This window comes from Bradyrhizobium iriomotense, assembly GCF_018129405.1.
Lineage (GTDB): Bacteria > Pseudomonadota > Alphaproteobacteria > Rhizobiales > Xanthobacteraceae > Bradyrhizobium > Bradyrhizobium iriomotense_B.
This window is the reverse complement of sequence record NZ_JAFCLP010000034.1, coordinates 14,387-34,192: the sequence shown is the minus strand read 5'-3', so window position 1 is coordinate 34,192 and position 19,806 is coordinate 14,387. Positions and strand designations below refer to the sequence as shown.

15 protein-coding genes are annotated in these 19,806 nt (G+C 63.5%); 10 read left to right on the top strand and 5 right to left on the bottom strand.

All coding sequences use genetic code 11. The annotated features are described in order from the left end of the window. Position 1 precedes the first annotated feature (1 nt). Complete coding sequence (locus tag JQ592_RS36850; protein ID WP_211407605.1) at positions 2-793, bottom strand: enoyl-CoA hydratase/isomerase family protein; 792 nt, start codon at positions 791-793, stop codon at positions 2-4. A gap of 196 nt (positions 794-989) precedes the next feature. On the opposite strand from JQ592_RS36850, the gene JQ592_RS36845 reads away from it, so the two are divergent. Further along, positions 990-1,775: an IclR family transcriptional regulator gene (locus tag JQ592_RS36845; protein ID WP_211407604.1), complete on the top strand. Its 786-nt coding sequence runs from the start codon at positions 990-992 to the stop codon at positions 1,773-1,775. Between the two features lie 60 nt (positions 1,776-1,835). Then, a complete protein-coding gene (locus JQ592_RS36840; protein WP_211407603.1) occupies positions 1,836-2,189 on the top strand; it encodes a hypothetical protein in 354 nt (117 codons plus the stop codon). A 64-nt stretch (positions 2,190-2,253) separates the two neighbouring features. Here the strand turns inward: JQ592_RS36840 and JQ592_RS36835 are convergent, their stop codons facing one another. Together JQ592_RS36835 and JQ592_RS36830 are read right to left on the bottom strand one after the other, a co-directional pair. Further along, a complete protein-coding gene (locus JQ592_RS36835; protein WP_211407602.1) occupies positions 2,254-2,628 on the bottom strand; it encodes a hypothetical protein in 375 nt (124 codons plus the stop codon). A 144-nt stretch (positions 2,629-2,772) separates the two neighbouring features. Next, on the bottom strand, positions 2,773-3,675 hold the full coding sequence (locus tag JQ592_RS36830; protein WP_211407601.1) for a hypothetical protein: 903 nt from the start codon (positions 3,673-3,675) through the stop codon (positions 2,773-2,775). A gap of 386 nt (positions 3,676-4,061) precedes the next feature. On the opposite strand from JQ592_RS36830, the gene JQ592_RS36825 reads away from it, so the two are divergent. The 4 genes from JQ592_RS36825 (at position 4,062) to JQ592_RS36810 (ending at position 12,764) form a co-directional block, all read left to right on the top strand. After that, complete coding sequence (locus JQ592_RS36825; protein WP_211407600.1) at positions 4,062-6,359, top strand: MHYT domain-containing protein; 2,298 nt, start codon at positions 4,062-4,064, stop codon at positions 6,357-6,359. A 549-nt stretch (positions 6,360-6,908) separates the two neighbouring features. Continuing rightward, positions 6,909-11,732: an NAD-glutamate dehydrogenase gene (locus JQ592_RS36820; protein ID WP_211407622.1), complete on the top strand. Its 4,824-nt coding sequence runs from the start codon at positions 6,909-6,911 to the stop codon at positions 11,730-11,732. A 57-nt stretch (positions 11,733-11,789) separates the two neighbouring features. Continuing rightward, on the top strand, positions 11,790-12,110 hold the full coding sequence (locus tag JQ592_RS36815; protein ID WP_211407599.1) for a hypothetical protein: 321 nt from the start codon (positions 11,790-11,792) through the stop codon (positions 12,108-12,110). 327 nt (positions 12,111-12,437) lie between these two features. Next, complete coding sequence (locus JQ592_RS36810) at positions 12,438-12,764, top strand: GYD domain-containing protein (protein WP_211407598.1); 327 nt, start codon at positions 12,438-12,440, stop codon at positions 12,762-12,764. Between the two features lie 263 nt (positions 12,765-13,027). Here the strand turns inward: JQ592_RS36810 and JQ592_RS36805 are convergent, their stop codons facing one another. Continuing rightward, the gene (locus tag JQ592_RS36805) at positions 13,028-13,606 is read right to left on the bottom strand and encodes a hypothetical protein (protein WP_211407597.1); all 579 of its coding nucleotides are present in this window, start codon (positions 13,604-13,606) and stop codon (positions 13,028-13,030) included. 180 nt (positions 13,607-13,786) lie between these two features. Here JQ592_RS36805 and JQ592_RS36800 point away from each other — a divergent pair, with 180 nt between their 5' ends. From JQ592_RS36800 to JQ592_RS36785, 4 genes are all read left to right on the top strand, one after another. Continuing rightward, positions 13,787-16,636, top strand: coding sequence for a penicillin-binding protein 1A (locus JQ592_RS36800; RefSeq protein ID WP_211407596.1), 2,850 nt, complete (start codon positions 13,787-13,789; stop codon positions 16,634-16,636). 10 nt (positions 16,637-16,646) lie between these two features. Beyond that, positions 16,647-17,654, top strand: coding sequence for a hypothetical protein (locus JQ592_RS36795; protein ID WP_211407595.1), 1,008 nt, complete (start codon positions 16,647-16,649; stop codon positions 17,652-17,654). A gap of 472 nt (positions 17,655-18,126) precedes the next feature. Then, on the top strand, positions 18,127-18,561 hold the full coding sequence (locus JQ592_RS36790; protein ID WP_246821012.1) for a CBS domain-containing protein: 435 nt from the start codon (positions 18,127-18,129) through the stop codon (positions 18,559-18,561). Positions 18,562-18,988: 427 nt separating this feature from the next. Then, the gene (locus JQ592_RS36785; RefSeq protein ID WP_211407594.1) at positions 18,989-19,363 is read left to right on the top strand and encodes a hypothetical protein; all 375 of its coding nucleotides are present in this window, start codon (positions 18,989-18,991) and stop codon (positions 19,361-19,363) included. 36 nt (positions 19,364-19,399) lie between these two features. Here JQ592_RS36785 and queD read toward each other — a convergent pair whose 3' ends face one another. Continuing rightward, positions 19,400-19,756: a 6-carboxytetrahydropterin synthase QueD gene (gene queD, locus JQ592_RS36780; protein ID WP_211407620.1), complete on the bottom strand. Its 357-nt coding sequence runs from the start codon at positions 19,754-19,756 to the stop codon at positions 19,400-19,402. Between the last annotated feature and the right edge of the window lie 50 nt (positions 19,757-19,806).

The following is a 19,806-nucleotide window of genomic DNA, read 5'->3' as shown; positions in this document are numbered from 1 at the left end:
CTCAATCCTTCGACGAGGATTGCGCGAGGAACGCCGTCACGGCGTCGCGATGCTCCGCGCTGGTGTAGCAGATGGCCTGCGCCTGGCTGCCGAGATTGAAGATATCGTGCGCGGAATGCTCGAACGTCTCGTTCAGGATCTTCTTGCTCAGCGCCAGCGCGGTGGGCGACCCCTGAGCCAGTTCGGCCGCCCAGGCCTGCGCGGCCGACAGCAGTTCGGTCGCGGCCACCTTGCGATCGACGATGCCGAGCGCGAGCGCTTCGTCGGCCTCGACGACGCGCCCGGTGAAGATCAGCTCCTTTGCCCTGGGAAGCCCGACCCGGCGCGGCAGGAAATACAGGCCGCCGCCGTCGGGGATCAAGCCGCGCTTGACGTAGGACCAGGTGAATTTCGATCGTTCCGTTGCCATGACGAAGTCGCAGGCGAGCGCGGTGTCGGCACCGAGGCCCGCCGCGGCGCCGTTGACGGCCGCGATGGTCGGCTTCGGCAAGCCCAGCAGCAGCGATTGCACGTGATGCACGCCCTGCTGACGGCTCCATCCGTTGAACGCGACCTCCCCCTGCGGCGCCTCGAGCCGGCGCTTCATTCCGCTGATGTCGCCGCCGGCGCAGAAGGCGTTGCCGCGCCCCGTCAGCACCAGCGCCTTGATGGCTTTGTCGCGGGACACGGTTTCGAGCGCGCCTGCGAATTCGGAGCGCATCTCGTCGCTCATGGCGTTGCGCCGTTCCGGGCGGTTGAATGCGATCGTCGCAATGCCGGCCTCGACGGAAAATTCGATGAGCTGATAGGGCATGGCAAGCTCCGTGGCTGGGGTCGGATCGATCACCGCGAGGCGATCCGCGCGGGCTCCCGAATGCCGGTTTCAGGCCGTGCCGTTTCCTCATTGAGCCGTGCGCGGCCTGGCATTCTTCTTCCCGGTGCCTATAGCGGCTTGCGCCCTCTCGAACATCCCCTTAATTCCACTTAGTGGAAATGCCAGGAGGCTGGATGTGGCGCAGGCGCGAAGATATGCGGGCGGAGTCGATGGCAACCGGTCGCTCGAAAGAGGCATCGAAATCCTCCGGGCGTTCCGGCCCGGTGTCGACACGCTGGGCAACGGCGAGATTGCGGAGCGATGCGGCTTGCCGCGATCGACGGTCAGCCGGCTGACACGAACGCTGGTCAATTCCGGAATGCTCGACGAAGTCCGCACCGAGCGGAGCTACCGCCTCGCCGCGTCCGTCATCAGCATCGGCCACGCCATGCGGACGGGATCACCCGTGCTCAACGCGATCGGCCCGATGATGCGGGCGGAATCGGCGAAGCGCCGGCTGAACGTCGGGTTAGCTACCGCGGATCGAACCATGATGGTTTATCTGGAGTCGATCCGCTACAGCCCGCGCGCGGCGCTGCGCAACGTGGTCGCCGGCCAGCAGGTGCCGATGGAGCTGACGTCGCTCGGTCGCGCCTACCTCGCCGGCATTGCCGAGACCGAGCGCGAGCGGTTGCTAAAACTGTTCAAACGGCGCAGCACTGCTGCCACCAAGGCGCTGCTGGCGGACGTCAGGAGATCGATCAGCGCCGTCGAACGCGACGGCTATTGTGCCGTGTCGTGGCAGCCCGCCGTTCTTGCGGTCGCAACGCCCATGGTGTTGGACGGCGTTCCGGTCTACGCACTCAACATGAGCCTGCAGAATGTCGACCGGTCCGACGCGCTGGCGAGCGAAATCGGCTCGTACCTCAACGCCTTCGCGGCCAAATGCAAGGAGGTGCTGGCGGGCCGTGAACCCGAATGACGCGACGGCCGACGAAGAGGGACGCCGCATCTCCGTGGCGCCTCTGCTGTCGAGCGACATATGAGAAAGCGAACTTCCCTGGTGGTTCTCGTTGCGGCTCTGCCGCTGCTGGCAGCATGCGGACAGCCGGTGCCGGAGGACAAGGCCGACTATGTCGGCGAATGGCACGCACCGGCGATGGACGTCGAGCTGACCAGGGACGGGATCGTCCACTACAAGCGCGTCACGGACGGCACCGCGGTCGGCGAGGTCACGACAACGATCAATGCGCCGCTGCGGCGATTCGAGGGCGATAATTTCGTCGTCGGAATTCCATTCCTGTCGACGACATTCGAGGTGTCGACGCCGCCTCACCAGGAGGCGGGGGCATGGAAGATGGTCGTCGATGGCGTGGAGCTGACCCGCGCTCGGTAGCGAAACGTGCCTGTCGAGACCTCGTCAGGTCCGGCCGCGACATCCAGCTAAGCAATGGGCGCGACTAGTTTTTGGCGTTCCGCCTCTTGCTCGCTCCCCTGAGCGGGGTCGCCGGCGTGGCAGCCGGGTTCACCCAGCCTGCCATCTGCAGACAGGTGAGCAGATCGACATAACTTTGTATTCCTGCTGCCGCCGCCTCGCCTTCGCAACTATCGCGCGCTGGATTCGGAACGGTCGGCCAAGTCGAACTTAGCTGTTGCTGCGCAATTGTTTCGTCACGCATGCATTCGCTAGCGTCCTGCGCAAGGGCGAGCCCTGACGCTTTGTCGTCAGCGGAAACGTCCCTGCAAAGAGCTTCCACATTGAAGATGGGCACACGGTCCGAGATCGGTATCGCGGGCTGGCCAAGAAGCAACAGCGCCAAAAGTGCTGCTTTCATGACATCCTCTCCCTTAGATCGGGTTGGACAAGGCAGCTCTCGGGGAGGTTAGGCCCGGTTTGTTTCCGGCTGGCTTCGCCCGGCCGGCAAATGGTTTCGTCCTTGCCCGAACCGTGCGATGGCCGGCAATGTCACGCGGCGCCGTTACAGTTTTCCATAGACCCGCCTGGCGACCGCCTTCAGGCGCTCGACCGAGCCGGATTCAGAATGCGGCTTGACCGGCGCGAACAGGATCGAAGCCTGCCTGCCGTTCTTCCAGACATAGATGGTGACGGCGTTGCCGTTGCCCTTGGTGCAGGAATGCTCGCCGAACGCTTCGCTGCCGAGCTCGGGTATCGCCACGTGCTGGCACGGGCCCGTGCGTTTCATCATGCCGATGACGGTGTTGCGCGAGATCTCGATCACCCCGACGGTCATGGTGTTGGCCTCGCGATCGAACATCATGCAGCTGCCCGCGCCGGTCCGTTGCACCGTCAGCGTGCTCTTGTCGAGAAAGCCGTCGGCATCGGCGGCCGTGAGCCACTCGCAATTGCCGAACCGCTCGCTGCTCTTGCTCACGCTCCCGATGGCGACGCGCGCGGCTTCGGTGAGCGGTCCGAGCAGCGCATCGTCGGCACGCCGGCCGGTCGGATACACGGTGATCTGCAGAATGTAGTCGCCGGACAAGGCGACGACCGAGGCCTCCTGGCGCTCCGCGCCGGCGGCGCTCGTTCCGCCCTGGCCTTCGTCGCCGATCCCCGCGACTGCGTTGAGCGGCATGCGCTCGCCAAGCGTCTTGACGAAGGTCGCGTACAATTCCCTGGCGCGGTCCTGGTCGGGATTGCGGAACACGCTCAACATCATCGTGTCGCCGCGCCCGGCCTGGTAGATGCAGCCGCGGCCGTCCTGATTTGAGATCAGCGACCATTTGAGCGCCGGCATCGCACTGGCGAGCTGCTGGGCGCTGATGAACGGGCAGGTTTCGGCCGCGCGCACGGGAAGCACGGGGACGGCTGCGATGGCGAGGAACAGGACGAGGCGGGAGAGCAGACGGTCGGTGGTACGCATGGGGCAAGTTACTACCGCAAATGGTTACTACCGCAAATGGCGCGCCACTCAGAACAAAAACACGAACTCATACACAATTGAAATTCCTCATCATTCTTCGCCGCCATCGCCGGCGCCCAGCTCCTTGCGCGGAGCTGCTCGGATCTCTCGCTCTACGACGCCTTGATCGACGCTACCGCGCGGCCGGTCTGCTGCCGGCATGGTTCCCGCGGGCCGGGGCGATGACACCATGAGAGTGGCGGCACCGCAGGATTGCGTGCACCATGGCAGCCGATTCGAACGTCGTGGACGCCTGCGGCGCCCATCTTGGTGCCGCGGACGATTTCGGTGTCGGGGGAGGACCTCATGCGTAAGCCCGAACGCAACTTCGGCTAGCGTTGGCCGAAATGCATCATCATGCGGCTTCTCACGATCCCGTTCTGGTCGCGCTGTCGATTCTGATCGCGGCCCTTGCCTCCTATACGGCTCTGGACCTGGCGACCCGAATGCGAGCTGCCTCGGGAAGGGCCCGCCGATCCTGGCTGGTCGCCGCTGCGATCGCCATGGGCGGAGGCATCTGGTCGATGCATTTCGTCGGCATGCTGGCCTTCAGCCTGCCTGGAATCGAGATCTCGTACGATCCATTCCTGACGCTGCTCTCGCTCGTCATTCCGATCGTCGTCGCCGCGGCCGCCTTTGCCGTTGTCGGACGGCGCCCGCAGGCGCTGCTCGCATCCGGCTTCGCGATGGGACTTGGCATCTCCGGCATGCACTATACCGGCATGGCCGCGATGCGGATGGCGGCCCTCATCCAATACGATCCCCGATGGGTCGTGCTCTCGATCCTGATCGCGATCAGCGCCTCGATCGTGGCGCTCTGGCTCGCCTTTCGCAACACCAACGCGGTCCAGCGGCTGTTCGCCGGCCTGGTGATGGGCCTTGCGATCTCCGGCATGCACTACGCCGCGATGGAAGGCGCCATGTTCCTGCCGACGAGCGCCATGGCACGCCCGGCAGGACATCTCGGCGTCGGCCAGGCGCCGCTCGCGTTCCTGCTCGCCGGCATCACCATCCTGATCCTGAGCATCGGCATCGCGGCTGCCGTCTATGACAGGGCATCGGCGGAGCGCGCCCAACGCGAGGCCGCCACACTGAGGCGCAGCGAAGAACGCTTCCGGCTGCTTGTCGAAGGTATCGCGGACCACGCGATCTTCATGCTCGATCCGGACGGGCGCGTGGGCAACTGGAATCTCGGCGCGCGCCGGCTGATGGGCTATGGCGACGACATCGTCGGGACGAGCTACACCATTTTTCACACCGAGGAAGATTGCGTGGCCGGGGCGCCCGCGCGCGCGCTCGTTGAAGCCGAGCGGGAGGGGAAGTCCGCCATCGAAGGCTGGCGGGTGCGCAAGGACAGCAGCCGCTTCTGGGCGGAGGCAACGATCGTCGCGGTCCGGAACGAAAGCGGCGCAATCGCCGGCTTTGCGAAGATCGTGCGCGACGTCAGCGAACGGAGACGGGCGCAGGAAGCGCTGGATCGCGCGCGCGAAGCCCTCATGATGTCGCAGAAGATGGAGACCATCGGCCAGCTCACCGGCGGGGTGGCCCACGACTTCAACAACCTGCTCGCGGCCGTTCTCGGCAGCCTCGAGCTTCTGAAGAAGCGCCTGCCGACGGACGATCCGAAGATCCTGCGCCTGGTGGAGAACGCGATGCAAGGCGCGGTGCGCGGCGCCTCCCTGACCCAGCGCATGCTCGCTTTCGCGCGCAAGCAGGATCTCAGGCCGGCGGTCGTCGACATCAGCGAGTTGGTGCGCGGCATGGCGTCATTGCTGAAATTCGAGGCCGGAATTGATGTCGAGACGCGGTTCCCGATGCACCTGCCGAAGGTGAAGGTCGACGCGAACCAGCTCGAACTGGCGATCCTCAACCTGGCGGTCAACGCGCGCGATGCGATGCCAGACGGCGGCCAGATCACCATCGCCGCGCGCGAGGAGCAGGGCGAAGGCGGCCTTTCGTCCGGCGGCTATGTCGCGCTCTCGGTGAGCGACACGGGCTGCGGCATGAGCGACGAGATCCTCAAGCACGCCCAGGAGCCGTTCTTCACGACCAAGGGCGTCGGTAAAGGCACCGGGCTCGGCCTGTCGATGGTCCACGGACTTGCCGAGCAGTCCGGCGGCAGGCTCGTCTTGAAGAGCCGTCCCGGAGAGGGCACGACCGCCGACATCTGGCTGCCGATCGCCGCCGAGGAGACCGCGGTGCCGGACCTGCGCACGGCGGCTCCGGCAGCCGTAGCCCGGCCCAGCCGGCAGCTTTCCGTACTCGTCGTCGACGACGACCTCCTGGTGCTCGAGAACACGGCAGCGATGCTGGAGGATCTCGGGCACATCGTGGTCGAGGCGCGTTCCGGCGACGAGGCACTGGCTTTGCTCCGCCGCACGCGCACCATCGACCTGGTCGTGACCGACTATGCCATGCCCGGCATGACCGGCCTGCAGCTTGCCGGCGCCATCGCTGCCGAGCGCCCGGAGGCGATCATCCTCCTCAGCACGGGATACGCGGACCTCCCGAGCGACACGCGATCCAGCCTGCCGCGCCTGGCAAAGCCGTTCGACCAGGCCGCACTTGCCAAGGCCATCGAGGCGGCGATGGGCGAGGAAGAGCCGGCCGGATCCGTCGTCGCGTTTCGGCCGAAGAGCGCATGATTGCCTGATGATGAATGGCGCGCCAACACACGCGCCGGCAGCGGCATGATCAGAGGCACGAATTCTTCACTGGCGGCCGCTTGACGGACAAGAGCGTGTTCAAGGTTTCAGGCTGATAGTTGCATCAACTGCCAACGCAACCCGAACTTGCGAAAAATGAGTTTGGATACAGCCTCTCTTTGCGCAAGGGCGCCTATGACGCCCTGCCTGAAGAGCCGACGGCGGTCTCGTGAACGGCGGCGCAGAAGCCGTATCGCCTTATGCAAAATCGGAAAATGGCGCGCCATCCAGAACACCACGAGCTCCTACACAATTGAAACCCCTTGTGATTTTGCAAGCGCTCACGGCGCAGCGATGCTCGCCCCCGACTACGGCCTTAAACACGCCTCATAACTCTGCGCGCCATGGCGGCTTCGGGATGCTAGTATCGTGAAGGCCGCAAGACCGAAGATTTCGCCGAGGCGATTGAAACGCGGTCAAGAAGATGCGCTCGAAGAGGCGCACTCCAAGAACAATGCCCGGCCGTCATTGCGGCTCGTCGGCCGGGAGATGGAGGACGCTATGGCTTGGCGTGACGACAAGGCCCGGGCAACTCTGATCCGCGAGGCAGCAGGAAGCGTGCAGCCGGGGAAGGCCCCCCAAAACTTTGCCGAGCTTCTGTTCGCCTTCACCAATGTCGAGGATCTCGCTAGTCACGATGCCTCCTCGCTTGCGTTCCTCGCGGAGCAAGCCTGGGAGCATGTGCAGCGGCGCACGGCGGGGCGTGCCGATATCCGCGTCGTCAATCCGCTGATGCCGGACGGGCGCGAGATCTCCGTGCTCGAAATCCTCAACGACAACATGCCCTTCCTGTTCGACTCCACCATGGCGGAGCTCACCGAGCAGGGCATCGAAGTCACCCTCGTCGCTCACCCCATCATCGCGGTGGAGCGCGACGACCAGGGCAAGCTCCTGCGCTTCTACGGCGAGGCACTGCCGGAAGGGGCAAAGGGCGCGCGAGAAAGCCTGATTCACCTCCACATCACCCGCCTGGACGCCGACGCGGACCGCGAGAGGCTGATTGCCGGCCTCACCAGGACCTTGAGCGACGTGCGCGCCTGCGTCGCGGACTGGCGCGCCATGCGCGACCGCGTCGAGGACGCGGTCAAGACGTTCTCGTCCAATCCGCCGCCGCTGCCGATCGACGATGTCGCCGAGGCCAACCAGTTCCTGCAATGGCTGTGCGCGGACAATTTCACCTTTCTCGGCGTGCGCGAATATCGCTTCTTGCCCGGCCGCGATGCGTCGGACGACGTCACGACCGCCGAGGGCCTCGGCATCCTCCGCGATCCCGATGTGAAGGTCCTGCGCCGCGGCAGCGAAATGGTGATGATGACGCCCGAGATTCGCGAGTTCATGCGCGAGCCGACCCTGCTCATCGTCATCAAGGCCAATGTGAGCAGCCGCGTTCATCGCCGCATCCGGATGGATTATGTCGGCATCAAGCTCTACACGCCCGACGGCCGGCTCGAGGGCGAATTGCGAGTCGTCGGCCTGTTCACCTCGGGTGCCTATACGCGCTCGGCACGACAGATCCCCTATGTTCGCCACAAGGTATTGCGGGTGCTCCAGCGCGCCGGCTTCGACCCGAACAGCCATTCCGGCAAGGCCCTCCAGCATATTCTCGAGGAATATCCGCGCGACGAACTATTCCAGGTCGACGTCGATACCCTCTTCGATTTCGTCATGGAGATCCTGATCCTCTATGAGCGGCCTCGCGTCCGGGCGCTGGCTCGGGTCGACAAGTTCGATCGCTTCGTTTCCATCCTCGTCTTCATTCCGCGCGACAAATACGACACCGACGTGCGCATGCGCGTCGGCGCCTTCCTGGCGCAGAGCTACAAGGGGACACTGTCGGCCTCCTACGTGTCCTTCCCCGAAGGAGCATTGGCGCGCGTCCACTACATCATCGGACGCTACGAAGGTAAGACTCCCGCGGTCGAGCGCGCCGTGCTGGAAGCCGGGATCAGCGCCATTGCCGCGACCTGGGCCGACAAGCTGAAGGCGGCGCTGACTGCGTCGACCGACGGCATGCGGGCGCGCATGCTCGCAAATCGCTATGCCCAGGCCTTCAGCGGCGGCTATACCGAGGCTTCCACGGCAGAACAGGCGATCGCCGATATCGCCACCATCGAGAAGCTCACACCGGCCCGCCCGGTGACGATTTCGGTTCACCGCTTCGAGGAGGACGATCCCAGGCGCTTCGGCCTGAAGGTGTTTTCGGACGCCGCACCGCTGTCGCTGTCCTATCGCGTGCCGGTGATCGAAAATCACGGCCTGCGCGTGGTCAACGAACGCACCTATCAGATCGTGCCCGGCAACAGGCCCGAGCCGGTCTGGCTGCACGACATGACGATCGAGACCAGCGACGGCCAGCCGATCGAGATCAGCCCGGACTTCAGCCATCGGCTGGAGGCCTCGATCATGGCGGTGGTCACCGATCGCGCCGAATCCGACGGGTACAATGCCTTGATCCTGCGCTCGGCCCTGGGCTGGCGGGAAGTCTCGACCATCCGGGCGCTGTCGCGCTATTTGCATCAGATCCGCGCGCCGTTCACCCAGGACTACATGTGGGAGACCTTGCGCAAGAACGCCGCGATCACAGCCAACCTCGTCGCACTGTTCCAGGCCCGCCGCGATCCGCGCCTCGTCCTGACCGATCGCGAGCGTTCGGCGCGCGAGATAACTCTCCTTGCCGAGATCGAGGAGCAGCTCAAATCCGTCGCCTCGCTCGATGAAGACCGCATCCTGCGCCGTTTCACCAATCTGGTGCAGTCGACCATCCGCACCAATTTGTGGCAGCTCGGCCCTGACGGACATCCGCGCCCGGTGATCTCCTTCAAGTTCGACGCGCGCAAGATCGAGGATCTGCCCCCTCCCCGACCGCTCTACGAGATCTTCGTCTATTCACCGCGGGTCGAAGGCATTCACCTGCGCTTCGGCAAGGTTGCGCGCGGCGGCTTGCGCTGGTCCGACCGGCCGCAGGATTTCCGCACCGAGATCCTCGGCCTCGTGAAAGCGCAGCAAGTCAAGAACGCCGTGATCGTGCCGGTCGGCGCCAAGGGCGGCTTCGTGCCCAAGCGCCTGCCGCCGCCCTCCGATCGCGAGGCGTGGCTCGCGGAGGGCACCGAAGCCTATCGCATCTTCGTGCGCTCGCTGCTCGAACTCACCGACAATCTCGACGGCGACATCGTGGTGCCGCCCGACTTGACCGTGCGGCATGACGGCGACGATCCCTATCTGGTCGTCGCCGCCGACAAGGGCACCGCCACCTTCTCCGACGTCGCCAACGCGATCTCCGCCGAGAAGAACCATTGGCTCGGCGATGCCTTCGCCTCCGGCGGCAGCCAGGGCTACGACCACAAGAAGATGGGGATCACGGCGCGCGGCGCCTGGGAGGCGGTCAAGCGCCACTTCCGCGAGCTCGGCTCCGACATTCAGACCACGCCTTTCACCGTGGTCGGCGTCGGCGACATGTCCGGCGACGTTTTCGGCAACGGCATGCTGCTCTCGCCGGCGACGAAGCTCGTTGCGGCGTTCGATCACCGCGACATCTTCATCGATCCCTCCCCCGACCCGGCGATCAGCTTCACTGAGCGCAAGCGCCTGTTCGACCTGCCGCGATCGAGCTGGCAGGACTACAACAAATCCCTGATCTCGCAGGGCGGCGGCGTGTTCTCGCGCTCGCTCAAGGCGATCCCGCTCGCGCCTGACGTGCGCACCCTGCTCGATCTCGACAAGGAGCAGGCCACGCCGTTCGAGGTGATGACGGCGATCCTGAAGGCGCGCGCGGACCTGTTGTGGTTCGGCGGCATCGGCACCTATGTCCGGTCGTCGGCGGAGAGCGACGATCAGGCCGGCGACCGCGCCAACGATCCGATCCGCATCACCGGGACCGACGTTCGCGCCAGGGTGATCGGCGAAGGCGCCAATCTCGGCGTCACCCAGCGCGGGCGCATCGAAGCGGCGCAGAAGGGCGTCAAGCTCAACACCGACGCGATCGACAATTCGGCCGGCGTGAATACGTCCGACGTCGAGGTCAACATCAAGATCGCATTGGCGCGCCCCGAGCGCGAGGGACGCCTCAGCCCGGCCGACCGCAACACGCTGCTTGCCGCGATGACCGGCGAGGTCGGCACGCTCGTGCTGCGCAACAACTATCTGCAGACGCTGGCGCTCTCGCTCGCCGAACGCAAGGGCATCGCCGAGACCGGCTTCCTCACGCGCCTGATGCAGTCGCTCGAGCAACGCGGCCTGCTCAGCCGCGCCGTCGAATTCCTGCCTGACGACGCCGCGATCGCCGAACGGACGAGGCGCGGGCAGTCCCTGACACGGCCCGAGCTTGCCGTGCTGCTCGCCTACGCCAAGCTGACGCTCTACAGTGACCTGCTCGAAACCGGCGTGCCTGACGATCCTTATCTCGCCCGCAGACTGTCCCTGTATTTTCCGCGCGAGGTTTTCGACAAATTCCCGGCCGCGGTCGAGCTCCATCGACTCCGACGCGAGATCATCGCAACCAGTCTCGTCAATGCCGTGATCAACCGCGGGGGCCCGGCCTGCATCGTGCGCCTGACCGACGAGACCGACGCCGATATCTCGACCATCGTCATGGCCCAGGTGGCGGTGGACGCGATCTACGAGCTCAGGCGGCTCAATGACGGGATCGACGCGCTCGACACCCTCATCGACGGACAGTTGCAGCTCGGCCTTTACGCGGCGATTCAGGATCTCCTGCTCTCCCGCATGGTCTGGTATGTGCGCAATGTCGATTTCGGGGATGGCTTGAGCGCGGTCATCGCCCGGTTTGGCCCTGCCGTCCGTGAGGTCGCGGCCTCACTCGACAACGCCCTGCCACCGGACTTGCAGGCCGCGCGCAGCAAGCGCCGGCAGGACCTGATCGATGCCGGCGTCCCGACCGGGCTCGCCGGCGACCTGGCCGACCTCGACGCCCTGGTCTCGGCGCCTGATATCGTGACGGTCGCCGAGCGCACCAGCCGCAGCATCGGTGATGCCGCCGCGACGTTCTTTGCCGCCGAGGCCAGTTTCCGTCTCGACCGCATCACCGCCGCCGCGCGCAGCGTGCCGGCCAGCGATCATTTCGAGCGCCTCGCCATCGACCGCGCCGTCGACCTGATCGCGGCGGCCGAAAGACGCCTGGCCGCAGACATGCTGACGATCGGCCAATCCGGCCAGCAGGCTGCGGAGACCTGGCTTGCAGCTCATCCCGAGGCGACGCGCATCCGCCGTACGGTCGAGGAGATTGCCGCCGGCGGCCTGACGCTCGCGAAGCTGATGGTGGCGGCGAACCTGCTGGGAGACCTGGTCAAAGCCTGAGGGCGTGCGAGACAGCGATGCGAGACGTGCAATGCTAGCTCAGGACGGAGGAGCCCGATGATCCACGCCACTTGCCATACCGCCGACAATGTCCGCTGCATCGAGTTCGATGCCACGCCGTGGTTCAGCGAGGCTGATGCTCCGAGCATCATCGATTTGGCCCAACGAGGATGGACCAGCGCGGCGATCGCGGAGTCGCTCGAGCACCGACGCGGATACGAAGGCCTGCACGACCTCGTCGAATATGCGGCGAAGCGACTGCAATTGGAATCCCTGGAGGACCCGACCTGGGAAACCTTCGAGTGCGTCGTCGATGGACCCGAGGCCGTCGCCTGGCTCAAGCAGAACCGGCCCAACGTCGCGGCAGGGATCCGGTAAGCCACGGGAAGCGCAGCAAAGGCCACCATTGACTGGCGGCATCGCAAGCGAAGCGGAAATGGCGCGCCCCGGCCGATGAAGATGGGCGCCACTCGTTCGCCCTGCCCCTATGCTGTCGCAGCCCCGCCACGCGCTCCAAACGGCAAATCTGCGACCTCGTGCGATTTTGTGCTCCGCCTCACGCGGCAATGAATGGCACGGGGGTGAGAAGAAGATTGTGGGGCCGGGACGCGCCTTCGGCGGCCAGTAGCGAGAACGGCCTGCGGCCAAGTCGCACCAATTCGCACTTGATATCGTGATATAAGGTGATGAAGGGAGGATCTTGCCATGGCTCTCTATCTAACGCGCTTTAGCTACATGCCGGAGACCTGGGCTCGATTGATGAAGAACCCGGAAGATCGCCGCGAAGCTGCAAGCAAGTACATCGAATCTGTCGGCGGCAAGCTACATGGCTTCTGGTACGCATTCGGAGCGTACGACGGCTACAGTCTCTGGGAAGCGCCTGACAACGTCTCGATGGCCGCAATCGCAATCGCGATCGGCGGCGGTGGCGCATTGTCGAAATTCGAGACGACACCGCTGCTCACCGTCGAGGAGACCCTGGAGGCACTTGGCCGTGCGCGAGCCGTCGCCTATCGGCCGCCTGGAGCGTAGTCAGGCAGCACCGTCGTCTGCGAACGACCGCCGCGACGCGCGTGCCGCCGCACGAGCGCGTCAATAGAATGCATACGGTGATAGCGGGCCGCGGCCGATGAAGATGGGCACTATTGCTTCGCCGTGGCGCTATGATGCCGCGGCCGACCAAGCGATCCGACTGAATAAATTGCGATAGTCTACGATTGCGCACTACGCCTAACGCAGCGCCGCATTTAGCTTCGCAAGTCCAGGCCCCCTTCGACGGCGGCCCGCGCATAGCCTCATTCATCCAATTTCTTGCTCAGTTCAGGATCGAGCTTGGTCCGGTCGACAGACTGATAGAACGTGATAGGTCTGCATTTTCCCTCGAAATCCGCGAGAACGACGGCCGTCCACGGATTCGTGGTCTCGCTCGAACCGTCGCGGGGGTCCGGCATGACCTTGCGAGCAGCGACCACATACCAAGCGCGGCCAGCCGTTGCCGCCTTCGCAGCCGCAGCGAATTCATCCAATATCCCGCGCAGATTTTTGCGCATTTCTTCTTCAGTGTCCCCGCGGAGGTATTTTCGAGACGACTTTCCCGCCTCCCCGTACTCATGATGGATGTTCAACTGCAGTCGGGCATCGTCCACTTCGATCTTCGTCACCCGTGCCACCGCTCCGCCTTCGCGAAGATAATCTCGCACCCGGACATCGCAGGCCAAAAATCTGTCCGTGGGCGGCTGAGCAACGTTGGCTGCAGGGGAGACTGCGGCAAGTGTCCGGGTGTTCTTTTTTCGAGGAGCAGCATCCGCAGGCATCGTGGCGACGGCGGCGCTGAGGAGCGCCACGGCAAGCACGACTGGAAGAGGGGCATTCATGAGTGCGCTGCCAATTCGGTCTTTCTAAAACGCGCGGGCCTCGGCGTTGGTTCCGCGGCCGGGTCGGAGCAATCATGAAGGCGCGGGGCGGCGGCCCCCAGGAACTTTTTCCTCAACACAGTCTTGTTTGTTATTGTTCTACGACCTTACGGAGGCGGCTTTTTCGACCGTCGGCCGGTCATGGACTCGATACTCATCAAGATCTTCGCCACGGCGCTTGCCTTCAGCCAGGTCACTACCCGGCCGGATGGGGTCAAGACGGAGTTCGATGCGGTGCGCGACCGCTTCGAGGTGGCGCAGCTTTTGAGTGCCGGCTGCGCCCACATGCGCAAGGCTTTCGACATCGAGGACATCAACCTGGACGATCTGATTGCCACTGCCATGGATGACAAGGAGGCGTTGAACAGCGAGGTCAAGGCGCTCAAAGGACTCAATCTGGCCGATCTCCAGGTGGTCTATAGGCAGTTCTGCAAGGTCGAAAATGTGGAAGAGTCTCCAGTCGATCTTGGTCAGGTCATCGCCTTCTACAACAGCGCGGTCAAGGATCTGCCCGACGCGGCGCAGCTGAAGCACCTCAGGCTTTCCGGCACCAGCGTAGTCCTCGACAACAAGAGCGAGCGCCTTGCTGAGATCTACGCGCCGAACAACCGCCGCATCTCGGTCAAGCTTGCGGATATCCCGGAAGCGGTGCGCAACGCATTTGTCGCCGCCGAGGACAAGCGCTTCTTCCAACACGCCGGCATTGACGAGCGCGGACTGGTCCGCGCCTTCATCGGCAACTTCACGCACCCGGGCCGGCCGCAGGGCGGCTCGACCATTACGCAGCAGGTCGCCAAGAACCTGCTGGTGGGCAACGACATCACTTACGAAAGAAAACTGCGCGAAATGATCGTTGCCTCGCGGATGGAGCGGGCCCTGACCAAGGCGGAAATCCTCGAGCTTTATCTCAACTCGATTTATCTCGGTCGCGGAGCCTGGGGCATCGAGATGGCGGCGCGCAGCTATTTCGACAAGCCGGCCAAGGCGCTCTCCGCCGTCGAGGGCGCCCTCCTCGCCGGGCTCGCCAAGGGACCGAACTACTTCAACCCCGACCACCACCCCGAGCGCGCGCGCGAGCGCCTTGCCTACGTGCTCGGCCGCATGCGGGACGACGCCATGATCGACGCCGCCACGGCGAAAGCAATATTGCCGCAGCTGGTCGAGTACCGGCCGACGCGACGGGACTTCGGCTTTCACTTCGTCGATCACATCGCCCGCGAGGCAAAGTTGGCCGCGGGCCTCGATACTCTCACCGACTCCTCCTACACGGTGCGCTCGACCATCAACTCTGCCCTGCAGCGCGTAGTCGAAGCGACATTGCAGGAGGGCCTCGCACGGTACGAGCTGAACACCGGTCGCTACAAATTTGAGGGACCCGAGGCGAACATTTCCGATGCCGTCCGTCGCATTGCGGCAGACCTGAAGGCCACGGAACCGGCCTGGCTCGCGGCGTTGAAGGCGACGCGGCTACCTCTCTACGACGTTCACTGGGAATCGGCGGTCGTCCTGGAGAATGCGCGTGGCAAGCGTGGCCACGCGATCAACGTCGGACTGACCGACGGAAGAATCCTGCCGCTGAACACCTGGAGCGCCGCGATCCAGCGCGGCCTCAAGCCGTACGATGTGGTCTACGTGCAACTGCGCGAAGCCAAGGGCAAGGAAGCGGCGGGTGCCGATCTGCGAATTCGACCAACCGTGCAGGGAGCGGCGCTCGTACTCGGGAACGAAACCGGTCGCATTCTCGCGATGGCGGGGGGCTTTTCGTATCCGGCGAGCCAGCTCAACCGCGCCGTCCAGAGTCTGCGCCAACCCGGCTCCACCTTGAAGCCGCTGACCTATCTCGCCGCCCTTCGCAAGGGATTGCAGCCCAACACGCTGGTGATGGACGAACCCATTACGCTGACACCGATCGGCGCGCATCGGGGCGATTTCTGGTCGCCGAAGAACTATGACGGCGGCGCCTTGGGCGCCATTACACTGCGGCGTGCGCTGGAAAACTCCCGCAATCTCGCCACCGTGCAACTGCTCGCGTCCGGTCTCGACGACAGTGCCGAGCGAGGCCTCGACCGGGTCTGCGAGCTCGCGATGGAAGCGCAGCTCTACAAGAACTGCATGCGCTACTACCCGTTCGTGCTCGGTGCCCAAACCGTGCGACTCATCGACCTTGCGGCGTTCTATGCAGCGATCGCCAACGAGGGCGCCCGGCCCCGGCCCCATGCGATCGAAACGATCGAACAGGACGGCCGACCAATCTACCAGCACGATCCGCGTGCGGTGGACTGGATCGGCTCCGCCGACCGCGCATCGTTTTACCAATTGAAATCAATGCTGCAGGGCGTGCTCGCGCGCGGAACCGCGCGCGTGGTGAAGCATCTTTCTCCCTTTGTCGGCGGCAAGACTGGTACCACCGATAATGCGGTCGATGCCTGGTTCGTCGGTTTCACAAATGACGTTACCATCGCCATCTGGGTCGGCTACGACAACAGCGACGGCGGGCGCCGCTCCCTTGGCCGCGGCCAGACCGGATCAAAAGTGGCGCTACCGATGTTCGAGCCGATCGCGCAGGCAGCCTGGGAGCTGCACGCGCCCAAGATGGCATTGAACGGCCCTTCGCGCGAAGCCATGCGTCAGCTCGGTACTCTGTCGATCGATCCCTATACCGGCGATCCTGCACCGGCCGGCTCCGGGCGCGCTTTCACCGAGTACGTCAAGCGAGATCCGTCGGGCAGAATCGATGATACGCAATTTCGGATCGTTTCGCGTGCAGAACGTTACGCCTATCGTGGCGGTTATGACGAAGACGGGCCATTCGAGCAGTGGTCCTACGACAACCGCCACTACGGCGATAACCGGCCGCCCTTTCCATTCCCGACCTGGCGTCTTGGTCCGCACGAATATCCCTCCTGGCGCGGACCTCCCGATGACGAGGACCGCCTCCCGCGACCGCCGCTCCGAGTCGATCCCGATTATTTCTGGCGGCGGTTGAATTGAGCATTGACCCATGAGGCTCCACCGTACCGCTGTCCTCATCGTCGCCTGCGTGGCCGCTTGCGCGGGTGCGGCCGCGCAGGAATTCCAGCTGGAGGAGGTGCCCGCAGCCACCAGCGTCCCGATCGCACAGATCAAACCGCACACCGTCATCTTCGCCGACCAACGCAACGACAAGCTCGCCGATTCCTCGACTGAGCTCATTCCTTTCGACGATTGGGCCCGCTCACGTCCGGTTCAGCGGCGCTTCCTCTCGCTCTTTCCGAGCTTCGTTGAGCCCACGCTCAACCAGCAAACGAAGCTGAAGCTTTCGGTCTACCAGGCGGAGGCGCGGTTTCGACTTCCAAGACCGGCAGCGGCATTGGATCTGTCACGGTATGCGAATGTCGCGTTCCTTGAGCAGATCGATCCGGCAGTCAAGCACTGGCCGATCAGTGCGGGCGACGATGTTCCCAACAAGGACGCGGGCGCCGCGCACAACCGTCCGCCGGATCGCCGCTGGTGCGAGGACGCGAACGCGATCTGCGTGCGGTCCCGCTACATGTTCGAAGGGAAAATTCCGGCGGGCATTCAGCTTGCCAACAAGCTGCGCGAGGAGAGCAAAAAACCGATTCCGGATTTCATCGAGTTCCAGAGTGAGATCATGTTGGTCACGCAGCCGCGCCTTGCCGAGCTGCCGACGCTGACAGGGCTCGACTCCACAGTCACCAGCGCGCTCGAGCAGAACATCTTTTGGGTGAACCAGGTCATCCAGTTCGGCAAGCTGCTTGCGGTTCTGCAACAGCATCCGACCGAGCGGGAAGCCGCTATCGCAACGGTCTACATCCTGATTGCGGTCAGGAACGACGTGCTGAACAAACAAAGGGGATACAGCAATACACCCGTTCTGCGAAACCTCGTGCCCGCGCAACTGCTCATGGGCAAGAGCTCCTTCAACAGCGGCGATTCGCTGAGCGCCGGCCTGCCGAGATACGCCAGAAGCCGCATCAAGGCGATCGCCAACATGATGGAGCGGGAATGAGTGGATCGTGTGCGGCAACGACAAATCGCGTTTGCAGTCGACAGGCGTCTGCCCCCGAAAACTGGCAAACAGTCTCCGAGCCAGGGCAAGTCCCCTGCCCGCCGCCGCTTGCACGATCAGTCGATCAAGAGGCTGGCACTCCCGATCGGGACTCCCATCTCAAAAATATCGCGGAATATCGTGCAATTGGCGCGCCATTCAGGACAAAAGTAAGAACTCTTATATATTTGATATTGCTATATAATTTCAAAGGAACCGAATTCGTCAACCACCGCCCACACGCGCCATCAGACATGCCGGACGTCATTCCGTTTTTCGGAAACCTCCCACAGCCGCACCAACGAGTTGCTGCGCATCTGCCGCAGGCTCGATGCCACCGATCCTCATCACATCGTCTTGACGCATGATCTGGATCAATGCGCGTCAACCGAGGTGGTCATTGAAATATGGTTTGCAGTGAGGGTTGCGTCCCATGGCAACCATTGGGCAGTTGCTGGACAAGAAAGGCCGTGAGGTCTTGTCCGTTCGTCCCGACGAGACTGTGTCTGATGCCATCAAGAAGATGGCGGACAAGAACGTGGGTTCTCTGGTCGTGATGGAGGGCGACAAGCTCGTAGGCATCATGACGGAACGCCACTATGCGCGGAACGTGTTCTTGAAAGGCCGCGCATCGCCCACCACTCCCGTTCGCGATATCATGGAATCGAAAGTCGTCTTTGTGCGGCCCGATCAATCTGTCGAAGAAGCCATGGCCATCATGACCGAAAAGGCCGTGCGCCATCTTCCCGTTATTGAGCAGGGAAACGTGGTAGGAATGATCTCAATCGGAGATTTGGTGAAGGACAAGATCAGCGATCAAACATTCGTCATCGAGCAACTTGTGCATTACATACACGGCACGAGGTGAAGCGAGTTCGAAAACCCGCTCGTTGCGAACGTCGCGATGCTCCCCAATTCCGGAGTCCTTTTCAGGCGGGGCTTGATAGCATCTCCTGAAGGACGAGCTCGATCGAGCGCGGCGAAATTTCAAGTTCAGCAGACCCAGGCAGTTGCGGCGACGAGATGGTGTCGAGCTGCATCAGTTCCACTTGATTGCGAGTGAGTTGCGGACTCGGTTTCGCCTGGCCGGAGCGTGCACGATTGCGGCTTCCTTGCCCTCGAATGGCAGTGTCCGATCTTACAAAGCACGATCCGCGCGTCATCATACTTTAGTCCTGATCGTACTTTGGTCCTGATGCGGGGCCGTAGTGGCCCGGGTACATAGCATTGCGCTTGATCAATTCAGGCGGGTCCCGTCCGGACAAATTACCGGCTCTATTGCATTGGAGACGCGTATGGCTGGAAATGGATTGACGTCGATGGCCGCTCCATGCGCGGCTCATAAAGGCGCGGCTCATCAGGATGCGGCAGATCGAATCGTCTATCTGATCGTCGACAACATTGCCGGACGGCCCGGCAGAGCCGGCCGGAAAACCGAGGTCGAGCGGACTGACATCGAAACCGTCATCTCGAACCTGATCGCCGGCCGTTTCAACGACCCCGTCCGCATCGTCGCCTTCGATTCAAAGGGTCGTTGGTCGAAGGATATGTCGAGAGAGCTTGCGGAAGAAATCCAGACGCGTTGCGACATCGACGCCGTGCCCGTGCCGGAGCACATCCGGGACTTCGTGAGGAGCCATTGGGCCGCCCCGGCAGCGGTCGCTTTTTGATCTGGTCGTGCTGAACGGGTCAGCTTGCGGTTGCCGTCATCGCCCTTGATATTCGGCCCAACAGTCCGCCGTTTCGTAAACTCGAATTGCGGAAAGCTGGTGGAGACGCGAGCCCAACCGGTCCCATATCCAGATCGCGATATTCTCAGCGGTTGGGTTCTCGAGTCCTTCGACGTCGTTCAGGCATCTGTGGTCCAGGGCCTCCAGGACGCCGGCAAAGCATTCTTCAATATCGAAGAAGTCCGCGACGAAACCCGTGTGCGGGTCCACGGGTCCCTCCAACTGAACCTCGACCCGATAGGAATGACCGTGCAGCCGGCTGCACCGGTGCGTTTCCGGCACGTTCGGCAAGCGATGTGCCGCCTCGAATTTGAATGCCTGCGATATCTTCATCTGATTTCCAAGGGCGCGCGCCATCTGCGATCTCGGGCGAGCGACCGGAC

Excerpts from the sequence above, each read along its gene's own strand:
- JQ592_RS36795 (WP_211407595.1), top strand. The coding sequence starts at position 16,647 with ATGAGGCTCCACCGTACCGCTGTCCTCATCGTCGCCTGCGTGGCCGCT.
- JQ592_RS36790 (WP_246821012.1), top strand. The coding sequence starts at position 18,127 with ATGGCAACCATTGGGCAGTTGCTGGACAAGAAAGGCCGTGAGGTCTTG.
- JQ592_RS36830 (WP_211407601.1), bottom strand. The coding sequence starts at position 3,675 with ATGCGTACCACCGACCGTCTGCTCTCCCGCCTCGTCCTGTTCCTCGCC.
- JQ592_RS36810 (WP_211407598.1), top strand. The coding sequence starts at position 12,438 with ATGGCTCTCTATCTAACGCGCTTTAGCTACATGCCGGAGACCTGGGCT.
- JQ592_RS36800 (WP_211407596.1), top strand. The coding sequence starts at position 13,787 with ATGGACTCGATACTCATCAAGATCTTCGCCACGGCGCTTGCCTTCAGC.
- JQ592_RS36850 (WP_211407605.1), bottom strand. The coding sequence starts at position 793 with ATGCCCTATCAGCTCATCGAATTTTCCGTCGAGGCCGGCATTGCGACG.
- JQ592_RS36815 (WP_211407599.1), top strand. The coding sequence starts at position 11,790 with ATGATCCACGCCACTTGCCATACCGCCGACAATGTCCGCTGCATCGAG.
- JQ592_RS36820 (WP_211407622.1), top strand. The coding sequence starts at position 6,909 with ATGGAGGACGCTATGGCTTGGCGTGACGACAAGGCCCGGGCAACTCTG.
- JQ592_RS36805 (WP_211407597.1), bottom strand. The coding sequence starts at position 13,606 with ATGAATGCCCCTCTTCCAGTCGTGCTTGCCGTGGCGCTCCTCAGCGCC.
- JQ592_RS36785 (WP_211407594.1), top strand. The coding sequence starts at position 18,989 with ATGGCTGGAAATGGATTGACGTCGATGGCCGCTCCATGCGCGGCTCAT.
- queD (WP_211407620.1), bottom strand. The coding sequence starts at position 19,756 with ATGAAGATATCGCAGGCATTCAAATTCGAGGCGGCACATCGCTTGCCG.
- JQ592_RS36840 (WP_211407603.1), top strand. The coding sequence starts at position 1,836 with ATGAGAAAGCGAACTTCCCTGGTGGTTCTCGTTGCGGCTCTGCCGCTG.
- JQ592_RS36835 (WP_211407602.1), bottom strand. The coding sequence starts at position 2,628 with ATGAAAGCAGCACTTTTGGCGCTGTTGCTTCTTGGCCAGCCCGCGATA.
- JQ592_RS36825 (WP_211407600.1), top strand. The coding sequence starts at position 4,062 with ATGCATCATCATGCGGCTTCTCACGATCCCGTTCTGGTCGCGCTGTCG.